The 17,298-nt window shown below is 74.3% G+C and carries 15 protein-coding genes and 1 tRNA gene; 5 read left to right on the top strand and 11 right to left on the bottom strand.

Annotated elements, in window-relative coordinates; genetic code table 11:
• Positions 1–39: 39 nt before the first annotated feature.
• Complete coding sequence (locus QUG93_RS01820; RefSeq protein ID WP_289471897.1) at positions 40–1,005, bottom strand: alpha/beta fold hydrolase; 966 nt, start codon at positions 1,003–1,005, stop codon at positions 40–42.
• Positions 1,006–1,062: 57 nt separating this feature from the next.
• Here QUG93_RS01820 and QUG93_RS01815 point away from each other — a divergent pair, with 57 nt between their 5' ends.
• Both QUG93_RS01815 and QUG93_RS01810 read left to right on the top strand, forming a co-directional pair.
• The gene (locus QUG93_RS01815) at positions 1,063–1,989 is read left to right on the top strand and encodes a siderophore-interacting protein (RefSeq protein WP_289471896.1); all 927 of its coding nucleotides are present in this window, start codon (positions 1,063–1,065) and stop codon (positions 1,987–1,989) included.
• On the top strand, positions 1,986–2,798 hold the full coding sequence (locus tag QUG93_RS01810) for an ABC transporter ATP-binding protein (RefSeq protein WP_289472061.1): 813 nt from the start codon (positions 1,986–1,988) through the stop codon (positions 2,796–2,798). Before QUG93_RS01815 ends, QUG93_RS01810 begins: the two co-directional genes overlap by 4 nt.
• Positions 2,799–3,152: 354 nt before the next feature.
• On the opposite strand, the gene QUG93_RS01805 is transcribed toward QUG93_RS01810, so the two are convergent.
• From QUG93_RS01805 to QUG93_RS01785, 5 genes are all read right to left on the bottom strand, one after another.
• Positions 3,153–3,509 carry a Fe-S oxidoreductase gene (locus QUG93_RS01805; RefSeq protein ID WP_289471895.1) on the bottom strand — a complete coding sequence of 119 codons (357 nt, stop codon included), beginning with the start codon at positions 3,507–3,509 and terminating at the stop codon, positions 3,153–3,155.
• 2 nt (positions 3,510–3,511) lie between these two features.
• Entirely contained in the window at positions 3,512–4,915 is a 1,404-nt protein-coding gene (locus QUG93_RS01800) for a dihydrolipoyl dehydrogenase family protein (RefSeq protein ID WP_289471894.1), read from the bottom strand.
• 203 nt (positions 4,916–5,118) lie between these two features.
• Positions 5,119–5,940 carry an arginase family protein gene (locus QUG93_RS01795; RefSeq protein WP_289471893.1) on the bottom strand — a complete coding sequence of 274 codons (822 nt, stop codon included), beginning with the start codon at positions 5,938–5,940 and terminating at the stop codon, positions 5,119–5,121.
• 45 nt (positions 5,941–5,985) lie between these two features.
• Positions 5,986–6,711 (bottom strand): PspA/IM30 family protein, encoded by a 726-nt coding sequence (locus tag QUG93_RS01790; RefSeq protein WP_289471892.1) that lies wholly within the window; start codon positions 6,709–6,711, stop codon positions 5,986–5,988.
• A 126-nt stretch (positions 6,712–6,837) separates the two neighbouring features.
• Positions 6,838–8,892 (bottom strand): TPM domain-containing protein, encoded by a 2,055-nt coding sequence (locus QUG93_RS01785; protein ID WP_289471891.1) that lies wholly within the window; start codon positions 8,890–8,892, stop codon positions 6,838–6,840.
• A 206-nt stretch (positions 8,893–9,098) separates the two neighbouring features.
• Between QUG93_RS01785 and QUG93_RS01780 the strand changes: the two genes are divergently transcribed.
• A complete protein-coding gene (locus QUG93_RS01780) occupies positions 9,099–9,302 on the top strand; it encodes a hypothetical protein (RefSeq protein WP_289471890.1) in 204 nt (67 codons plus the stop codon).
• A 40-nt stretch (positions 9,303–9,342) separates the two neighbouring features.
• On the top strand, positions 9,343–9,930 hold the full coding sequence (locus tag QUG93_RS01775; RefSeq protein WP_289471889.1) for a 4'-phosphopantetheinyl transferase superfamily protein: 588 nt from the start codon (positions 9,343–9,345) through the stop codon (positions 9,928–9,930).
• Here the strand turns inward: QUG93_RS01775 and map are convergent.
• A complete protein-coding gene (gene map, locus QUG93_RS01770; RefSeq protein WP_289471888.1) occupies positions 9,911–10,681 on the bottom strand; it encodes a type I methionyl aminopeptidase in 771 nt (256 codons plus the stop codon). The genes QUG93_RS01775 and map overlap by 20 nt on opposite strands.
• A 47-nt stretch (positions 10,682–10,728) precedes the next feature.
• Here map and QUG93_RS01765 point away from each other — a divergent pair, with 47 nt between their 5' ends.
• Positions 10,729–11,010, top strand: a complete 282-nt coding sequence (locus tag QUG93_RS01765; RefSeq protein WP_289471887.1) for a helix-turn-helix domain-containing protein — start codon at positions 10,729–10,731, stop codon at positions 11,008–11,010.
• On the opposite strand, the gene QUG93_RS01760 is transcribed toward QUG93_RS01765, so the two are convergent.
• The 4 genes from QUG93_RS01760 to QUG93_RS01745 all read right to left on the bottom strand — a co-directional run bounded on the left by QUG93_RS01760 (position 11,007) and on the right by QUG93_RS01745 (position 17,293).
• The gene (locus tag QUG93_RS01760) at positions 11,007–12,332 is read right to left on the bottom strand and encodes a M1 family metallopeptidase (RefSeq protein ID WP_289471886.1); all 1,326 of its coding nucleotides are present in this window, start codon (positions 12,330–12,332) and stop codon (positions 11,007–11,009) included. The genes QUG93_RS01765 and QUG93_RS01760 overlap by 4 nt on opposite strands.
• On the bottom strand, positions 12,329–16,276 hold the full coding sequence (locus QUG93_RS01755) for a Pls/PosA family non-ribosomal peptide synthetase (RefSeq protein WP_289471885.1): 3,948 nt from the start codon (positions 16,274–16,276) through the stop codon (positions 12,329–12,331). The genes QUG93_RS01760 and QUG93_RS01755 overlap by 4 nt, the downstream gene beginning before the upstream one ends.
• Before the next feature lie 241 nt (positions 16,277–16,517).
• A tRNA-Arg gene (locus QUG93_RS01750) sits at positions 16,518–16,589 on the bottom strand.
• Between the two features lie 134 nt (positions 16,590–16,723).
• Complete coding sequence (locus tag QUG93_RS01745) at positions 16,724–17,293, bottom strand: hypothetical protein (protein ID WP_289471884.1); 570 nt, start codon at positions 17,291–17,293, stop codon at positions 16,724–16,726.
• Positions 17,294–17,298: the final 5 nt, after the last annotated feature.

The following is a 17,298-nucleotide window of genomic DNA, read 5'->3' as shown; positions in this document are numbered from 1 at the left end:
GCGTGCCGTCGACGGTCGTCGCGTCGCGCTCGCACGAGGTTACCGGCGCTCGGAGGTGTCGGGCGACGGTTCTTCGACGGGGTGCAACAACGTACGGGGCTGCAACAGTCCGTGCCGCTCTCCCCATGCCCGGATCGCCGACGCCAGTTCGAGGGGTGCCTGGTTCTGCACGGCGTGGCGGGCGGTCACGGTCACGACCTCGGCGTCCGGCAGCCGCTCGGTGAACCCGGCGTGCAGCTTCGGCGACACGTAGCCGCGGTCGCCCCGGATGAGCAGCAGCGGCACGGTGAGCCCCTCGAGGTCCGGCCACGCGTCGGCGAAGCGCCCCACCGAGGTGGTGCGGCCGGCCGGCAGGTGCGGGAAGTGGTGCCGCCGCACGAGTCGGCCGTCCGCACCGAGCCGGGTGGTGTGCCGGGCCTCCCGCCGCAGGACCGCTCGGTCGTCGCCGACGCGGGCCTCGACGGCGCGGTCGACGACCTCCTCGAGGGACGCGAACGGCTCCTCGTCCTCGAGCGCCCGGGCGATGCGGTCGACTGCCCGCTGCGCGAAGTCCGGCGACATGTCGACGAGCACGAGCCCGGTCACCCGCTCGGGGACCGTCGCCGCGACCCGGGCCGCCAGGATGGCACCGAGCGAGTGTCCGACCAGGACGCCGGGCGGGACGGCGAGGGCATCGAGCGCGGCGATCACCTGCGGCGCCGTCACGGTCGCGCCGTAGTCCGCGTCGTCACGCCACGACGACCGACCGTGCCCGGGCAGGTCGAGGGCGACCGCCGGTTCCCCGACCGCGATCGCGGTCTGGTCGAAGCTGTGCGCGTCGATGCCGAGCCCGTGCAGGTAGGTGACCCGTGCCTCCCGTCCGTCCGCCGTGTCCCAGCGGATCGCGGCCGTCTCGCGTCCGTCGTCGGTGCGGACCACCTGTCGGGAGGCGCGGAGCGGCTCCGTCACGCCGCTCGCCGCCGCCAGGGCGGCCAGGTCCGAGAATTCGTCGTCGGGTTCGTGCACGGTCCGATCCTCGCACCGGGATCGGTACCCCGATCCCCTGGAAGCCTTAGGTAAGGCATGCCATACTCGTTCTTCGTGGCAGCCCGGTACCGTGTCTTCTCCGTCCGCGTGGCGGCCGTGACCGCGCTGACGCCCTCGTTCGTCCGGGTGACACTCGCCGGGGACGCGCTCGCGGACTTCTCGGCCGTGGGGCTCGACCAACGCATCAAGGTCGTCCTCCCGATCCCCGGGCACGGCTTCACCGACCTGCCCGACGGCGACGACTGGTACGGCGCCTGGCGGGCGCTGCCCGACGCCGAGCGGAACCCGCTGCGGACGTACACGGTGCGGTCCTTCCGACCGGACGCGCACGAGCTCGACATCGACTTCGTCGCCCACGGCGACACCGGACCCGCCTCGCGCTGGGTGTCCTCGTGCCGCGTCGGCGACGAGTTGCGGATCGTCGGGCCGGCCGTACCGTCGTCGCCCGCCGAGCTCCCGAGCGGCGCCGCCGAGTTCGCGCCGGGGACGGCGACGCGGATCCTGCTCGCCGGCGACGAGACCGCAGCGCCCGCCATCTGCGCGATCCTCGAGGCCCTCGACGTCGCCACCGTCGGGCACGTCTTCATCGAGGTGCCGACCGACGCCGACCGGCTGCCCGTGACCGCGCCCGCCGGGGTCGAGGTGCGGTGGATCGCCCGGAACGGCGCCTCGCACGGCGTCCGGATGACCGACCAGGTGCACGCGTGGGCGTCCGACGTCGCGGTCGCTGCGTCGGCGCGCGCCGGCGACCCGGCCCGCGTCGAGCTCGCCGAGGTCGACGTCGACGAGCAGGTGCTCTGGGACGTGCCGGCACCCGTCGACGAACGGCCCGTGTACGCCTGGATCGCGGGTGAGGCAGGCTGCGTCAAGGAACTCCGCCGCCACCTCGTGCGCGGCGTTGGGCTCGACCGGCGGCAGGTCGCGTTCATGGGCTACTGGCGGCACGGCAAGGCGGAGCACTGAGCACCGTCGCGCCCGCGGCCCCGCCGACGACCGCGCTCGGGGCCCGTGGCCTGACCCTCGCGTACGACGACCGCGTCGTGGTGTCCGCGCTCGACGTCGACGTGCCGGACGGCGAGCTCACCGTCATCGTCGGTCCGAACGCGTGCGGGAAGTCCACGCTGTTGAAGGCCTTCGCACGGACCCTGACGCCGAGCGCCGGCACGGTGTTCCTCGACGGCGCGCCGATCACCTCGTACCGCCCGAAGGCCGTCGCCCGGCGGGTCGGCATGCTGCCGCAGACCCCGATCGCGCCCGAGGGCATCACCGTCCGCGACCTCGTGTCCCGCGGGCGGTTCCCGCACCAGGACCTGCTGCACCCGTCGTCCGGCTCGGACCGGATCGCCGTGCAGGCCGCCCTGGAGCAGACCGACACCGTGTCCCTCGCCGACCGCAGTGTGGGGGAGCTCTCCGGCGGGCAGCGGCAGCGGGTGTGGATCGCCATGGTGCTCGCGCAGGAGACCGACATCGTGCTGCTCGACGAGCCGACCACGTTCCTCGACATCGCGCACCAGTACGACGTGCTCGAGCTGGCCTCGGCGCTGCACGCGTCCGGGCGGACGGTCGTCGCCGTGCTGCACGACCTCAACCAGGCGGCCCGCTACGCGACGCACCTCGTGGCGATGCGGGACGGAGCCATCGTCGCGCAGGGCACGCCCGCGTCGGTCTTGACGTCCCAGCTGGTCGAGGACGTCTTCGGCCTGCCGTGCGTGGTCGTCCCCGACCCCGAGACGGGCACGCCCCTCGTGGTGCCCCGGCGCCGTACGGCCTGACGCGCCGGCGCGGCGTCGTCGTCCCCGCCCGCCCCCCGCTGAGGTTCCGCGATTCCGGCCTCTCGCGCCCGTGCCGCCCCGCCAGTGGGACCTCGACGCTGCGCGCGCGGCGAGTCGTGGGACCAGCGCGGCCTGCGGTCGGGCGCGTCGCGCCGGTCGGACCGGACGACGGACGGGAGGCGCGGGGCCAGCCCGTCCTGCGCCTCCGGTCCGTCGACGGGCGGGTCGCACTCGCACCGAGCGGACGGGACGGGCCGCGCACGTCCGCCGAGTGGGCAGGTCTCGTCGGCGCAGCTGACCGAGCGTGACGGCTGCGGCCCGTCCGCAGCGCGCGGCGGCCCCGGCGTCCGTCGGTCAGCGGTAGCCGCCGTCCTCCAGGCCGGCCTCGACCTCGAAGCGGTTGCGGAGCGGGTCCCGCCCCGCGATCGCGTACAGCAGCGGCATGAGCATGCCGTAGCGACGCCACTGCGCGACGTGCACGCGCTCGTGCCGGAGCACCGCTGGCGCGTCGTTGTCACGGGTCAGGTAGACCGAGCCGACGCACGTGCCACCGCGCCGGAACACCCACCGCGGCAGGCCGGTGCAGACGACCAGGCCCTGCTCGACCCGGACTCGTCCGGTCGACAACGGCAGGCCGACCGCGAGCCCCACCGCGGTGGCGAAGAGCCACCCCGCACGGGACACGGGGGAGTCGAGGAGCGGGTTCCGCACCCCTACTCCGGGCGGCCGTAGGTCTCGAGCAGGCGGAGCCAGATCTCGTTCATGGTCGGGTAGGCCGGGACCGCGTGCCAGAGCCGGTCGATCGGCACCTCGCCGACGACCGCGATCGTGGCGGCGTGCAGCATCTCGGCGACGTCCTGTCCGACGAAGGTCACCCCGACGACGACCCCGCGGTCCTCGTCGACGACCATCTTCGCTCGACCGGTGTACCCGTCCGCCTGCAGGGCCGATCCGGCCACGGCGCCGAGGTCGTACTCGACCGCGCGGACGTTCACGCCCTGCTTGCGGGCCGCGTCCTCGGTGAGGCCGATGCTCGCGACCTCGGGGTCGGTGAACGTCACCTGCGGCACGGCGGCGTGGTCGGCGGTGGCGACGTGCGCGCCCCACGGCTCGGCGTGCACCGGACGGCCCTGTGCCCGGGCGGCGATCGCCTCGCCGGCGGCACGTGCCTGGTACTTGCCCTGGTGGGTGAGGAGCGCGCGGTGGTTGACGTCGCCGACCGCGTACAGCCAGTCGGTGCCCTGCACGAGCATGGTGTCGTCGACCTCGAGCCAGTCACCGGCGGTGAGACCGACGGACTCGAGGCCGAGGTCTGCCGTGTGCGGCTTCCGACCCGTCGCGGCGAGCACCTCGCTCGTCACGACGGTGGTGCCGTCGTCGAGTGTCGTGGTGACCAGGCCGTGCTCGTCGCGGTCGACGCGTGTCGGGCTGACGCCGGTGCGGACGTCGATGCCGAGCTCGCGCATCGCATCGGCGACGAGCTCACCGGCGAACGGCTCCATGCCGCCGAGCAGGCCGTGACGCGCCACGAGCGTCACCGTGGAGCCGAGCGAGGCCCACGCGGTCGCGAGCTCCGACCCGGCGACACCACCGCCGATCACGAGCAGGCTCTCCGGGACCTCCTGCGCGCTGGTTCCCTCACGGGTGCCCCACGGGCCCGCTGCGGCCAGGCCGGGCACGTCGGGCAGCTGGTGCAGGGAGCCGGTGACGACCGCGACGGCGGCCTTCGCGGTGTGGGTCTCGCCGGCGACCTCGATGGTCTTCTCGCCGGTGATCCTGGCGTGGCCGCGGATCAGCGCGATGTCAGCGGACTCGAGCCAGGCGACCTGGCTGTCGTCCTGGTAGTCCGAGGTGAACGAGTTCCGGCGGGCGAGCACCTTCGCTGCGTCGACGCGCCCGGTGACCGCCTGGGTCGCACCGTCCACCCGCTTCGCCGCGGCCACCGCGTGCCCGCTGCGCAGCAGGGCCTTCGAGGGCATGCACGCCCAGTAGGAGCACTCACCGCCGACCAGTTCGGCCTCGACCACGGCGACCGACAGGCCGCGCTTGTGGGCGTAGTCCGCCACGTTCTCGCCGACAGCGCCGGCTCCGATCACGATGAGGTCGTAGTCCGTCATGCCTCAGAACGTACGCGAGACGGCGGCACACCGGCCGAGTGCGGTGCGCCCCGAGGACGGCGCAGTCGGGACGGACGGGAGGCGCTGGTCACCGCCGTCACGGACGGCGGCGCAGGCGCGGGCCGGTCCGCCGCCGGAGGCGCGGGGCGCCGCTGTCTCCGACGGTGCGCCGACGACGGGGCGACGCTGCGTCGCGGCGGTCCTCAGACCGCGCGGGACGCCGTCGTCAGGGCGCCGACGGCGCGGAGGATCACGCCGAGGTCGTCGACGGCCCGCTCCGGGTCCACCGGTGCGAAGCCGGTCAGGGCGGCACCGACCAGACGCCGTCCCCGGGTGGCTGCCTGGATGCGCTCGACGAGCCCGGAGGCGTCGAGCCCGAACGGAACCGGCTCGAGCAGCCCGTCCACCTCGGCCGGGTCGAGGACGTCCAGGTCGACGTGCACGAACACCGAGTCGGCACCGGTCGCGTCGACGGCCGCTGCGAGTGCGTCGGGCGTGGCTGCGTCGACGTCGAGGTGCGTGATGCCGAGGCGGTCGAGCGCGGCCGACTCGGCGTCGTCGATCCCGCGGACACCGGCGAGCACGACGGTCGACGGGTCGAGCACGGGCAGGTCCGGGAACAGTTCGTCCGGCCGGTCGACGAGCAGGCGGAGCACCGCGGTCTCCGCGGCGACGGGCTGGGCGCGGTTGAGCGACCGGTAGCCGCTGGACCCCGCGATGCGGACGAACGCCGTGCCCGGTCGGACGAGCACGGTGGCCCCGAGCACGCTCGATGCGTCGCCGCCGACGACGAGCACCGGCTCGCTCGCCACACCCGTCTCCTCGGCGACGCGCTCGGCGACCGCCCGCACCGAGGTGTACCGCGCCACCGCGGTCTCGAGCCGATCGCCGGCACCGGCGGGCACCTCGACGACGGTGGTCACGGCGCGGGGCAGGTCGGCCGCGATGGCCAGGGCTCCGTCGCCGAGGCGCATCGCGCGCGACGACGCCGAACCCTGCCACTGACCGACGACGAGGAACTGCATCGTCTCAGTCTGTCAGCACGGTCCGGCGTCGTCCGGGGAACCGCGTCAGATCGACGAGGATCCGCCGTTCTTCAGCGCCGCGAGACGCGCTTCGACCTCGGCGTCCCGCCCGACGTCCTCCAGGCTCTCGAACTGCGCGTCGAGGCTCGACGACTGCAGCTCCTGCTGGCCGAGCACCTTCGCTTCCTCGCGTCGGACCTTCTCCTCGAAGCGGTTGAGGTCGCTCGTCGGGTCGGTGATGTCGATGTTGCCGATGGCGTCGTTGACCTTCGACTGCGCCTCGGCGGTCTTCTGCCGGGCGACGAGCGAGTCGCGCTTGGCCTTGAGCTGCTCGAGCTTCTGCTCCATCCCGGCGAGGCCGGACTTGAGCTTCTCGACCTGCTCGTTCTGCGTGGCGAGCGGGCCCTCGTTGTCCTTGACCTCCTGCTCGGCGGCGATCTGCTTGCCGATGGCGATCTTGGCGAGGTTGTCGAACTTGTCGGCGTCGGCGGTCTTGCCCTCGGCGCGGTACTTGTCGGCGGCGGCCGACGCGTTCGCGGCCTTCTGGCCCCACTCGGTCGCGGCCCGCTTGTCCTCCTCGTGGTCCTGCTCGAGCAGGCGGAGGTTGCCGATGGTCTGGGCGATCGCGGTCTTGGCGTCCGCGATGTTGTTCGTGTAGTCACGGACGAGTTGGTCCAGCATCTTCTGCGGGTCCTCGGCGTCGTCGATGAGCTGGTTCACGTTCGCCCGGATGAGCGAGGAGATCCGTCCGAGGATCGTCTGCTTTGCCATTGCTTTCCCTTTCGTGGAAGGTCTGTGTCTGCTGGTCTGCTGGTCTGCTGGTCTGCTGGTCTGCTGGTCTGCTGGTGTTGTCTGGCGTCGGTCGGGTCCGGTCGGATCGGAACGGGGCCAGCCGGATCAGAAGCGACCGCCGCCGGAGAAGCCGCCCCCGCCGCCGTCTCCGCCACCGAAGCCGCCGCCGCCGCCGAAGCCGCCTCCGCCTCCGAAGCCGCCGCCGCCGAAGCCCCCGCCACCGAACGAGCCGCCGCCGTAGCTGCCGCCACGACCACCGAGGAGGCCGCCGAGCACGAGGCCGGTGACCAGGCCGCCGAGCTGCGCGCCGTTCCCGCCGCCACCGCCCTGACCGGGCCACCCGCCCATGTCGTCGTTCGCCGCGTCCATCGCGGCGGCGGCGTACTGCTCGGCGGACCGCGCCGCCCGGAGCGCACGGGCCGGGTCGGTCGTGGCGAGGTCGACGGCGTCCTCGAGCGCACGCTGCGCCTCGGAGAGCCGCGTCCGTGCGGTGGGACCGACGGCACCGCGGCGCATCGAGATGAAGTCGCGCGCCTGGCTGATGCGCGCTCGGGCGTCCCGCAGCGCGTCGTCGAGCGCCCGCTGTGCCCGCTGCTGCTGCTCCTGCGCCCCACGTGCGGCGGCCAGCGCGGCGTCGATGTCGGCGTTCGCCTTCGTGAGCCGGTCGACCGCGGCGATCGGGTCGCGCGGGTCCGCACCCTGTCGCAGCACGGCGTCGGCCCGCGTGACCGCCGAGGCCAGCGCCGGGTCGCCAGACCGCATCGCGCGGGCTGCGGCGACGTCGCCCTCGATGTCGACGCGCATCGCCTCGGCCCGGGCGGACGCCTCGGCGAAGGCCCGCTCGGCACCGGTCGCGCTCGCGGTCAGCTGCTGCACCTGGGCCAGGGCGTGCTGGGCGTCCCGCACCGCGATGACCGCCTCGCCCTTGTCGCCGGCGGCGATGGCGGCCGTGGCGGCCTGGGACCGCTCGGTCGCGTAGCCGAGGACCCGCTCGGCCTGGTCGACGTTGTCGGACACGGTCGCGAGGGTCCGTCCCCCGTACGAGCCGCGGACCCGTTCGAGGACACGTCGGGCGGCGTCGAGCTCCATCGGCGCGGCGGCGACCGCGGTCGCGAGGGCGGTGGCGGCGTCCTCGACGCCGTCCTCCAGGGACCGGAGCCGGTCGAACGCCTCGGTCTGCTCGTCGATCGACGCGTGCGCCTGCTCGCAGATCGCGATGATCTGGTTCGCCCACTGCGCGCGCTGCTGGGGGGAGTCGGGGACCTCGTCGTCCAGCTGCTGCCGGAACGAGAACGCCTGACGCACGGATCGCTGTGCCGCGGCGACGGCCTCGGCGAAGGGCTTCGCGGCGTCCTCACCGAACTGGGCGGTGGCGAAGCCGACCTCCTGCTCGGCGGTCCGGAGCTCGTCGTCGATCGTGACGAGTGCGGCGCCGGCCTTGCGTTCCAGGCCCGCCAGGGACTCGCGCTGGGCGCGGTCCGCCTCGGCCGTCCGCCGCTTGTTCCGGGTGCGGACGACGAGCACGACCACGACCAGGCCGACGACGACCACGAGGAGCAGGATCCACAGCCAGGTCAGGTCCGCCGGTGCCTGGGACTGCACGAGTCCGTCCGCGAAGGCCACGGCGGCACCCGACCAGTCGCCGTCGCGGAGCTGCGGTACGGCGTCCTGCTGGTAGGCGGTCTCGACGTCGCCCTTCGTCAGCGCCGTCTCGTTGGTCTGCTGGATGTCGGCGATCCGGTCGTCGACCGCGACGGACAGCACGATGCTGTCGGCGTCGATCTGGTTGCGCTCCATGAGCGCGTCGCCCCAGGCGGTGTGGTCGGTCGGGTTCGTGAAGGTCGGCACGTACACGACGTAGAGCTGCGTCTGCGTCTGGTCGTAGAGGTCCTGGACGGCCCGCTCGACCTGAGTGCGTTGGCTGCTGCTGAGCGCGTCGGCCTCGTCGACGACGTACGCGCCACCCAGGTCGACGGGGTCGGTCGCGTGCGCTGCGGCGGCCGGTGCCAGCACCGCGCCGGCGGCGAGGAGCAGGACGCCGATGCGGGCGGTCGTCCGGGCCAGGAGCCCACGGTTCCGGTGCGCCGTCCGTCGGGATCGTCGGAGCGGTCGACCGACCGCTCGTCCGTCCGTGCCCGATCCGTCGTGGACCGCTCGCATCCGTCCTCCATCCGTCGACGGGAGCCCCGCCGGAGCCCCCGCACCGGCCCCCGCACGGGTGCCGTGGCCCCGATGCTATCCAGGCCACGCAGACAGCGGATGGATGCTCGGAGAACCCCCGGCGAGAGGCCGCTTGTGGAGGACTTGTACCCCGGACCGGGGTATGGTGGGGGTCATCGTTCGACGACGAGCGGAAGGGGAAAGCGATGGAGCGTACGACGAGCACCGAGGTCGTCCCACTGGAGGACGGCTTCCACCGCGTATCGACGCCGGCGAGCGGCGTCATCGGGTTCGTCCGCGAGCAGGACGGCCGCTACGAGGTCCTCCGCGGCCGGGTCCGTCAGGCCACGCGGTCCGAGGGTGCCTACAGCACCATGAACGTCGCGCTGATCGCGCTGACGCACGCCTGAGACGATCGTCGACGGACCGCGCCGCAGCCAGGCCCGCGACGTGGCCCGTCCGTCCAGCACCGTCCAGGTGACGATCGTGCCCACCGGCGCCGACCGGGAGGCCCTGCTCACCGCCGTCGCGTCAGCTGCGGCCACCGACACCACGGGGGTGCGCGTGGGTCGCAGCTGTCCGCACTGCGGATCGCGGGCGCACGGCCGCCCGTGGGCCACTGCCGACGGCCGACCCGTACCGGTGAGCGCCGCGCGGACCGGCGGCAGCACCGCCGTCGCCGCGGTCTCCGGACCGGTCGACGGGGACACCTCGATCGGCATCGACCTCGAGCAGGTCGCCCGCGTGGCCGCCGCCCCGCTCGACGCCTCCGGGCCGGACGAGCGACGACGGCTGCGCGACGACCGTGACCGCGCCGCCGCGTGGGCCGTCAAGGAGGCCGTCCTCAAGCGGGACGGTCGAGGCCTGCGGGTCGACCCGGTCGCCGTCGAGGTCGACCTCGCCCGCGGGGTCGCCCGGTTCGGCGGGGTGGAACAGCCCGTCACCGTCCTGTGGCCCGCGCCGGGGACCGTGCTCGCGGTGGCCGCCGGGGGACTCCCGGTGCTCGTCGACGACCGGGTCAGCCCGCCGGTCGTGTGAGGACCTCGGCGCCGTCCTCCGTGATCGCGATCGTGTGCTCCGTGTGCGCCGTCCGCCCGCCCGTGGCGCTCCGGAGCGTCCAGCCGTCGGCATCGGTGACGAGCTCGTCGGTGTCGGCCATCACCCACGGTTCGACGGCGAGCAGCAGGCCCGGCCGCAGCGTGTAGCCGCGCCCCGGCTTCCCGGTGTTGGCCACGTGCGGGTCCTGGTGCATCGTCGAGCCGATGCCGTGGCCGCCGAACTCGGTGTTGACCGCGTACCCGGCCGCGGTGAGCACGCTGCCGATCGCGTGCGAGAGGTCCCCGGTCCTGGCACCCGGCCGCGCCGCCGCGATGCCGGCCGCGAGGGCGCGTTCCGTGGTCGCGATCATGGCGGTGTCAGCCGGGTCCGCCGAGCCGACGACGAAGCTGATCGCGGCGTCGGCGGCGATCCCGTCGAGCGACACCGCGAGGTCGAGCGTGAGCAGGTCCCCGTCGGTGAGCACGCGGTCGTGTGGGAGGCCGTGCAGGACCGCGTCGTTCACGGCGGTGCAGACGTGGTGTCCGAACGGCCCCCGCCCGAAGGACGGTGCGTAGTCCACGTAGCAGGACACCGCCCCCGCGTCCTCGATCATCGTCCGGGTCCACCGGTCGATCTCGAGCAGGTTCGTGCCGACCGCCGTCCGGGCGCGGAGGGCCTGCAGGATCGTGCCGACGAGCGCGCCGGTCCGGCGTGCGCGGTCGACCTCGGCGGGGGAGAGGATCTCGATCATGCCGATGATCGTACCGGTATTGTCCGGCCGGTACTAGCATCGGCAGCATGGTCCGACTCCCGCTCAGCCCGGACGAGCTCGAACGCGGTCGTCGCCTCGGCGCGCTGCTCCGTTCCGCCCGTGGCGACCGCTCGATGCTCGACGTCGCCCTGAGCGCCGGGATCTCGCCGGAGACGCTGCGCAAGATCGAGACCGGCCGGATCGCGACACCGTCCTTCGCCACCATCGCCGCGGTCTCCGGGGTCGTCGGTCTCTCCCTCGACGCGCTCTGGGCCGAGGTGCACCCCGTCACCGCAGCCGCCGCCGGCAAGGGCGCGACCGGGGTCTAGGCCGTCCCGGGGACCGGCAGCTCGGGGACACCGGGCTCGTCGATCCACGGTCCGGTGACCCGACGGACGGCGAGGACGGGGACGTCGGCCGCCGCTGCCACGGCCGCGTACACGCCGCTGGGGTGGACCGTGCCGTGTCGGTGCGCCGACGTGATCGTCCGGAGCGCCGTGGTGAAGGCGTCGTCGCCGAACGTCCGCCGCACGGCGTGCAGGGCCAGGGCGCCGCGCTTGTAGACGCGGTCGTCGAACATGTCCGCGGCACCGGGATCTGCCACGACCAGGTCCTGCGGGCTGGCGAGCAGCTGCCGGCGGTGGTGTTCCGCGAGCGTGTCCGCCGAGTCGCCGCCGCGGTGCTCCGACCACAGCCACTCGGCGTAGCAGGCGAAGCCCTCGTGCAGCCAGATGTCCCGCCACCGCGCGACCGTGACCGAGTTGCCGAACCACTGGTGCGCGAGCTCGTGCGCGATGAGCCGGTCGGTCCCGTGCTCGCCGTCCACGTGGTTCCGACCGAAGACGGCCAGGCCGTGTGCCTCGAGCGGGATCTCCAGCTCGTCGTCCGTCACCACGACGCCGTAGGACGAGAACGGGTAGGGCCCGAAGCGCTCCGAGTAGAGCGCGATCATGTCCGGCACGCGGCCGAAGTCCGTCCGCACCGGGGCGGCGAGGTCGGCGGGGTGGTGCACGGCGACGGCGGGGGTGCCGCGCACCGTGGTCGTGCGGTACCGGCCGATCTGCACGGTCGCCAGGTAGGTCGCCATCGGCTCCGTCACGGCGTAGGTCCACGTCGTGCCAGCACGTGCACGATCACGGCCGAGCAGGTCGCCGTTCGCGACGACGTCGTAGCCGGACTCCGCCGTGACCTCGAGCCGGTACGTCGCCTTGTCGTCGGGGCGGTCGTTGCACGGGAACCACGACGGGGCACCGGTCGGCTGGGAGGCGACGATGACGCCGTCGGTCAGCTCCTCCCAGCCGATCTGTCCCCACGGGCTCCGCAGGGGGTGGGGGGAGCCGTGGTAGCGCACGTGCACAGAGAACTCCACGCCGGCGGCGACCGGCTCGGCGGGTGTCACGGTGGTCTTGTGCGTCGACGAGGACACCTTCGCCGCGCGGGTGCCGTCGACGTCGACGCGGTCGACGCGCAGCCCGTGCAGGTCCAGCACGATCCGGTCCAGGCGCTCGACGGCCCGGCCGGTCACGGTCGCGGTGGCGTCGAGGCGGTTCGTCGCGACGCGGTAAACGAGGCGAAGGTCGTAGTGCAGGGCGCTCCACCGCCGGTCGCCGCTGTGCGGGGTGTACGGGTCGGCGTCGGGGTTCGGCTTCACGGTGCCGTCGAGTCTGCCACGACGGCGTCCCGGTCCGTCCCGGCGGTGCGCTCCGCGACCGGCACCGACGGGCCGGTCGTCCACGGTGCGATCGGGTTGCCCGCCCACTGCGTGCCGCCCGGGACCTGCTCGCCGCGCATCACGAGCGACGCCGGACCGACGGTGGCGCCCGCGCCGATCCCCGCGGCGGGCAGGGCGACGCTGTGGGGACCGAGCGTCGCCCCGGCGTCGAGCAGCACGGTGTCGAGCTGCATCACCCGGTCGTGGAACAGGTGGGTCTGCACGACGGTGCCGCGGGCGACCGACGCGCCGTCGCCGATCGACACGAGGTCGGCCTCCGGCAGCCAGTACGTCTCGATCCAGGTCCCGCGGCCGATCCGCGCGCCGAGGCTGCGCAGCCAGGCAGCGAGGGCCGGGGTGCCGGTGGCCTGTTCGGCGAACCACGGGCGCGCCACCGTCTCGACGAAGGTGTCCTGCACCTCGTTCCGCCACACGAAGGACGACCACAGCGGGTGCTCCCGCGCCTCGATCCGTCCGACGAAGACCCACTTGGCGAGCGTCGACACGGCGGCCGCGACGGCTCCGGCGACGAGGAGCACGGGCCCGGCGAGCAGCACGGTCCAGCCGATCCCGACGGCCGACCAGAGGGCGAGCAGCGCACCGCCGACGCCGAGGGCGATCGCCGCGGACACCATCGGCGCGACCAGCCGGAGCAGTTCCCAGCAGCCCCGCGCGACCTTGAGCCGGCGGAGCGGGCGGAACGTGCGCTCCTCGTCGAACTCGGTCGTCGCGCGGCGGAGTCGGACCGGGGGCGACCCGAGCCAGGAGGAGCCACGCTTCGCCTTCTTCGGCACGGCGGAGAGCACGGCGACGAGCGCCTCGCGGGGGACCGACCGCCCGGGGCCGGTCATCCCGGAGTTGCCGAGGAACGCCCGCCGCCCGATCTTCGACCGCCCGATCCGGATCCAGCCGCCCCCGAGCTCGTACGTCGCCACCATCGTGTCGTCGGCGAGGAACGCACCCGAGGCGATCTGCGTGAGCGACGGGATGAGGAGCACGGTCGAGACCTCGGTGTCCCGCCCGACCCGCGCGCCGAGCACCCGCAGCCACAGCGGGGTCACGAGCGAGGCGTACAGCGGGAAGAGCAGGGTGCGGGCGGCGTCGAGCACGCGTTCGGTGCACCACGCCTGCCACCCGGGTCGGGACCGGACCGGGTGCCGTCCCTCGTACAGGCCGAGTGCGAGCAGCCGGACGGCCGCGACCACGAGGACCGCGTAGACGAGGCCCGCGACGAGCGTCGCGAGCGGCACGGCGGCGAGACCGCGCAGCACGGCCGCGCCGAGCGTGCCGGCGGGCCCGACGAGCGCGACGGCCACGGCCGTCCCGGCGGCGACGCCCGCGACGGGCAGCCCGGCCACGAGCACCGATGCGGCCCCGTACGCGACGAGCCAACGGCGTCGGGCCGGGGGACGTGCCTCCCGGCCGTGCCGTGCCGACCCGGTGCGTTCCGCGGGCGAGCCCGCCCAGCGTTCCCCGTCGGGGACCCTGCCGGTGACGGCGGAGCCGGCCTCGACCTCCGCGCCCTCGCCGACGTGCGCGCCGGGCAGGAGCGTCGAGCGGCTGTGCACGACGGCGTCGGCGTCCACGCGGACGTGGCCGAGCCGGAAGAGGTCGCCGTCGACCCAGTGCCCGACGAGGTCGACCTCGGGCTCGATCGACGCCCGCTTGCCGATCGTGAGCATGCCGGTGACCGGCGGCAGGGTGTGCAGGTCGACGTCGCGGCCGATGCGGGCACCGAGCGCCCGCGCGTAGTAGCTGATCCACGGTGCGCCGGCGGTCGAGGGGCCGTCGACGGCCTCGGCGATCCGCTCGGCGAGCCAGACGCGCACATGCACCGAGCCGCCGCGCGGGTGGTCGCCGGGGCGGACACCCGCGAGCAGCACCCGGGCGAGGACGACGGTGACCGCCATCTTGCCGATCGGCGTCACGAACAGGACCAGGGCGACCACCAGCGCCCACCACGGGAGCACCGGGACGACGGGCAGGGTCGTGGCGTGCAGCACCGCGGCGACCAGGGCGGTCCAGGTCAGGACGCGCAGGCCGCGCAGCAGCTGGATGGGCAGGCCGAGCAGCGTGAGCAGCAGCCCGGTCGTCGGGGGCACCGGGCGCACCGGGCGTCGTGCCGCCGCGCTCGGGCCGGCGTCGTCGAGGGCCGCGGCCAGGGCGCCGATGCGCGGGTGGTCGTACACGTCGGCGACGGTCGTCGTGGGGAAGCGCTCGCGGATCGCCGACACGAGCTGCGCTGCGGTGAGCGAGCCGCCGCCGTGCGCGAAGAAGTCGTCGTCGACGCTCGTCACGGGGACGCCGAGGATCGCCGACCATCGTTCGGCGATCCAGGCCACGGTGTCCGGCAGCAGGGCGGCGTCGGTCGCACCCGGCAGCGGCCAGGGGAGTGCGGCGCGGTCGACCTTGCCCGACGTCCTGGTCGGCAGCGCGTCGACGACGGCCAGGAGCGGGACGAGCGCGGCGGGCAGCTCCTCGCGCAGTCGGGCGTTCGCCGCCGCGGTGTCGATCGTGGTGCCCGCGACCGGGGCGACGTACCCGACGAGCACCTGGTTGCCGGCCGGTGTCCGCTGCACGACGGCGGCACCGCCCGCCACGCCGTCGAGGCCCTGCAGCGCCGCGTCGACCTCGCCGAGCTCGATGCGGCGGCCGCCGAGCTTCACCTGGTCGTCCGCGCGGCCCTGGAAGACCAGGCCCTCGGGCTCGTACCGGACGAGGTCCCCGCTCCGGTAGGCCCGGTCCCAGCCGAGCTCGGGGAACGGCGCGTACTTCTCGGCGTCCTTCGCGGGGTCGAGGTACCGGCCGAGCCCGACCCCACCGATGACGAGCTCGCCGACACCACCCGGGGCGACGCGCTGTCCCCGGTCGTCGACGACCGCCAGGTCCCAGCCGTCCAGCGGCAGCCCGATGCGCACCGGCTGGGAGCCGTCGAGCAGCGCACCGCACGCGACGACCGTGGCCTCGGTCGGGCCGTACGTGTTCCACAGCTCCCGGTCACGGGACGCGATGCGGGCGGCGAGCTCGGGCGGGCATGCCTCGCCGCCGAAGATCACGAGTCGGACCTGCTCGAGGGCGTCGTCCGGCCAGAGCGCCGCGAGGGTCGGGACCGTCGAGACGACCGTGATCGTGTGCGCGATGAGCCACGGGCCGAGGTCCACGCCGGTCCGGACGAGCGACCTCGGCGCGGGGACCAGGCAGGCGCCGTGCCCCCAGGCGAGCCACATCTCCTCGCACGAGGCGTCGAACGCCACGCTGAGACCCGCGAGGACGCGGTCGCCCGGACCGATCGGGGCGTCCTGCAGGAACATCCGGGCCTCGGCGTCGACGAACGCCGCGGCGGAGCGGTGCGTCACCGCGACACCCTTCGGCACACCCGTCGACCCCGACGTGAAGATGACCCAGGCGTCGTCCTCGGTGGTCGGTGCCTCGGCGCGGGCTCCGGGGTCGACGACCGGTGACGGCTCGGCGTCCGGCGCACCGCTCTGCCGCAGGACCCCGCCGGCACCGATCACACCGACCACCCCGGCCTCGCCGAAGACCAGGGCGGCGCGCTCCTCGGGGTCGTCGGCGTCGACCGGGACGTACGCGGCGCCGGCCGCCAGCACGGCGAGGATCGACAGGTACAGGTCGCGGCCTCCGGACGGGATGCGCACGCCGACCCGGTCGCCGCGCCGCACGCCGCGCGTGGCGAGGTCGTCGGCGCGTGTGCGGACGAGCCGGAGCAGCGATGCGTAGTCGATCGTCCCCTCGGGGTCCTCGAGTGCGAGCGCGTCCGGGTGGGCCGCCGCGGTCGCCTCGAGGACGTCGAGCAGGGTGCGCGGCGCGGGCGCATGCTGCCCGCGGGCGAGTCCCGCCTGGGTGTCGGTGGTGCCGGTGCTCATCGGCGCGGATCATAGTGACGCCGGGTGTCGCGCTGGCAAACCCGCACGTGCAGACCGAGCGCAGGTGACTCGCATGTCGGGTGCGAGCGGGGGACGGTCGCCGCAGGCGACATCGCGCGACGCAGATCGAGCGCAGGTGACTCGCATGTCGGGCGTGACGTTGGGGGACGGTCGCCGCAGGCAACATCGCGCGCGGCCGATCGAGCGCAGCAGAACGTCCGCTTGCGCGGGAGTTTCCGAGTGCCCCCAGGAGGATTCGAACCTCCGCCCCTGCCTCCGGAGGGCAGTGCTCTATCCCCTGAGCTATGGGGGCCCGTGGGTGGAACCAACCGTAGCAGGTCCCGCGACCCGGTCCCGACAACGCGTGTCGCGGCGACGTCGTGCGGACCACCGGACGGGAGGCGCGGGGCGGGTCGGCGCCGCGCCTCCCGTCCGGCGGTCGGCGGCTCAGCCCGCGGGGCTGGCCGTCGCGGTCGGCTGCAGCGCCGCGCGCACAGCGTCCACGACGGGCTGCGCCCCTCCGGGCTCGGTGTAGAGCGTCGACTCGGTGGTGATCCAGTACGGGTCCGGGAAGGCGTCCGCGCGACCGACTCCGCCGTCGAGGGCGTAGTACCCCTCCACCCGGTAGGTCGGGACCGAGCCACCGCGTTCGTACAGCGCGTCCTTCAGCGTCGTGAGCGACTTCTCAGGCAGGTGCGCGACGGCGAGCGTGACCGTCGTCGACGGGTCGTCGGTGGCGACGAACCGGCAGGCGCGGCCGCGCTGGCGCTCGATGGTCGCCGCGGGGGTGCCCTTCGCCGGGCGCCAGTCGGTGTCCTGCCGGAGGGTCGTCCCGTAGACGGCCAGCGCACTCGCCGGCAGCAGCTCGTCGCAGGTCTGTCGCACGGCCGTGCCGATCGGCGTCGCGCTCGCGCTCGGTGCCGCGTCCTCCGACCCGGCGCACCCGGCCAGCACGGCGGACGCGGAGACGGTGAGGGCGGCGACGGTGATCGCCCTGGCACGGCTGCGGGTGGTCATCCGGA

The sequence above is a fragment of the Curtobacterium caseinilyticum genome (genome assembly GCF_030363035.1).
Classification (GTDB): Bacteria; Actinomycetota; Actinomycetes; order Actinomycetales; family Microbacteriaceae; genus Curtobacterium; species Curtobacterium caseinilyticum.
Note: the sequence above shows the minus strand (reverse complement) of the source record. Positions and strands in the feature narration are given on the sequence as shown.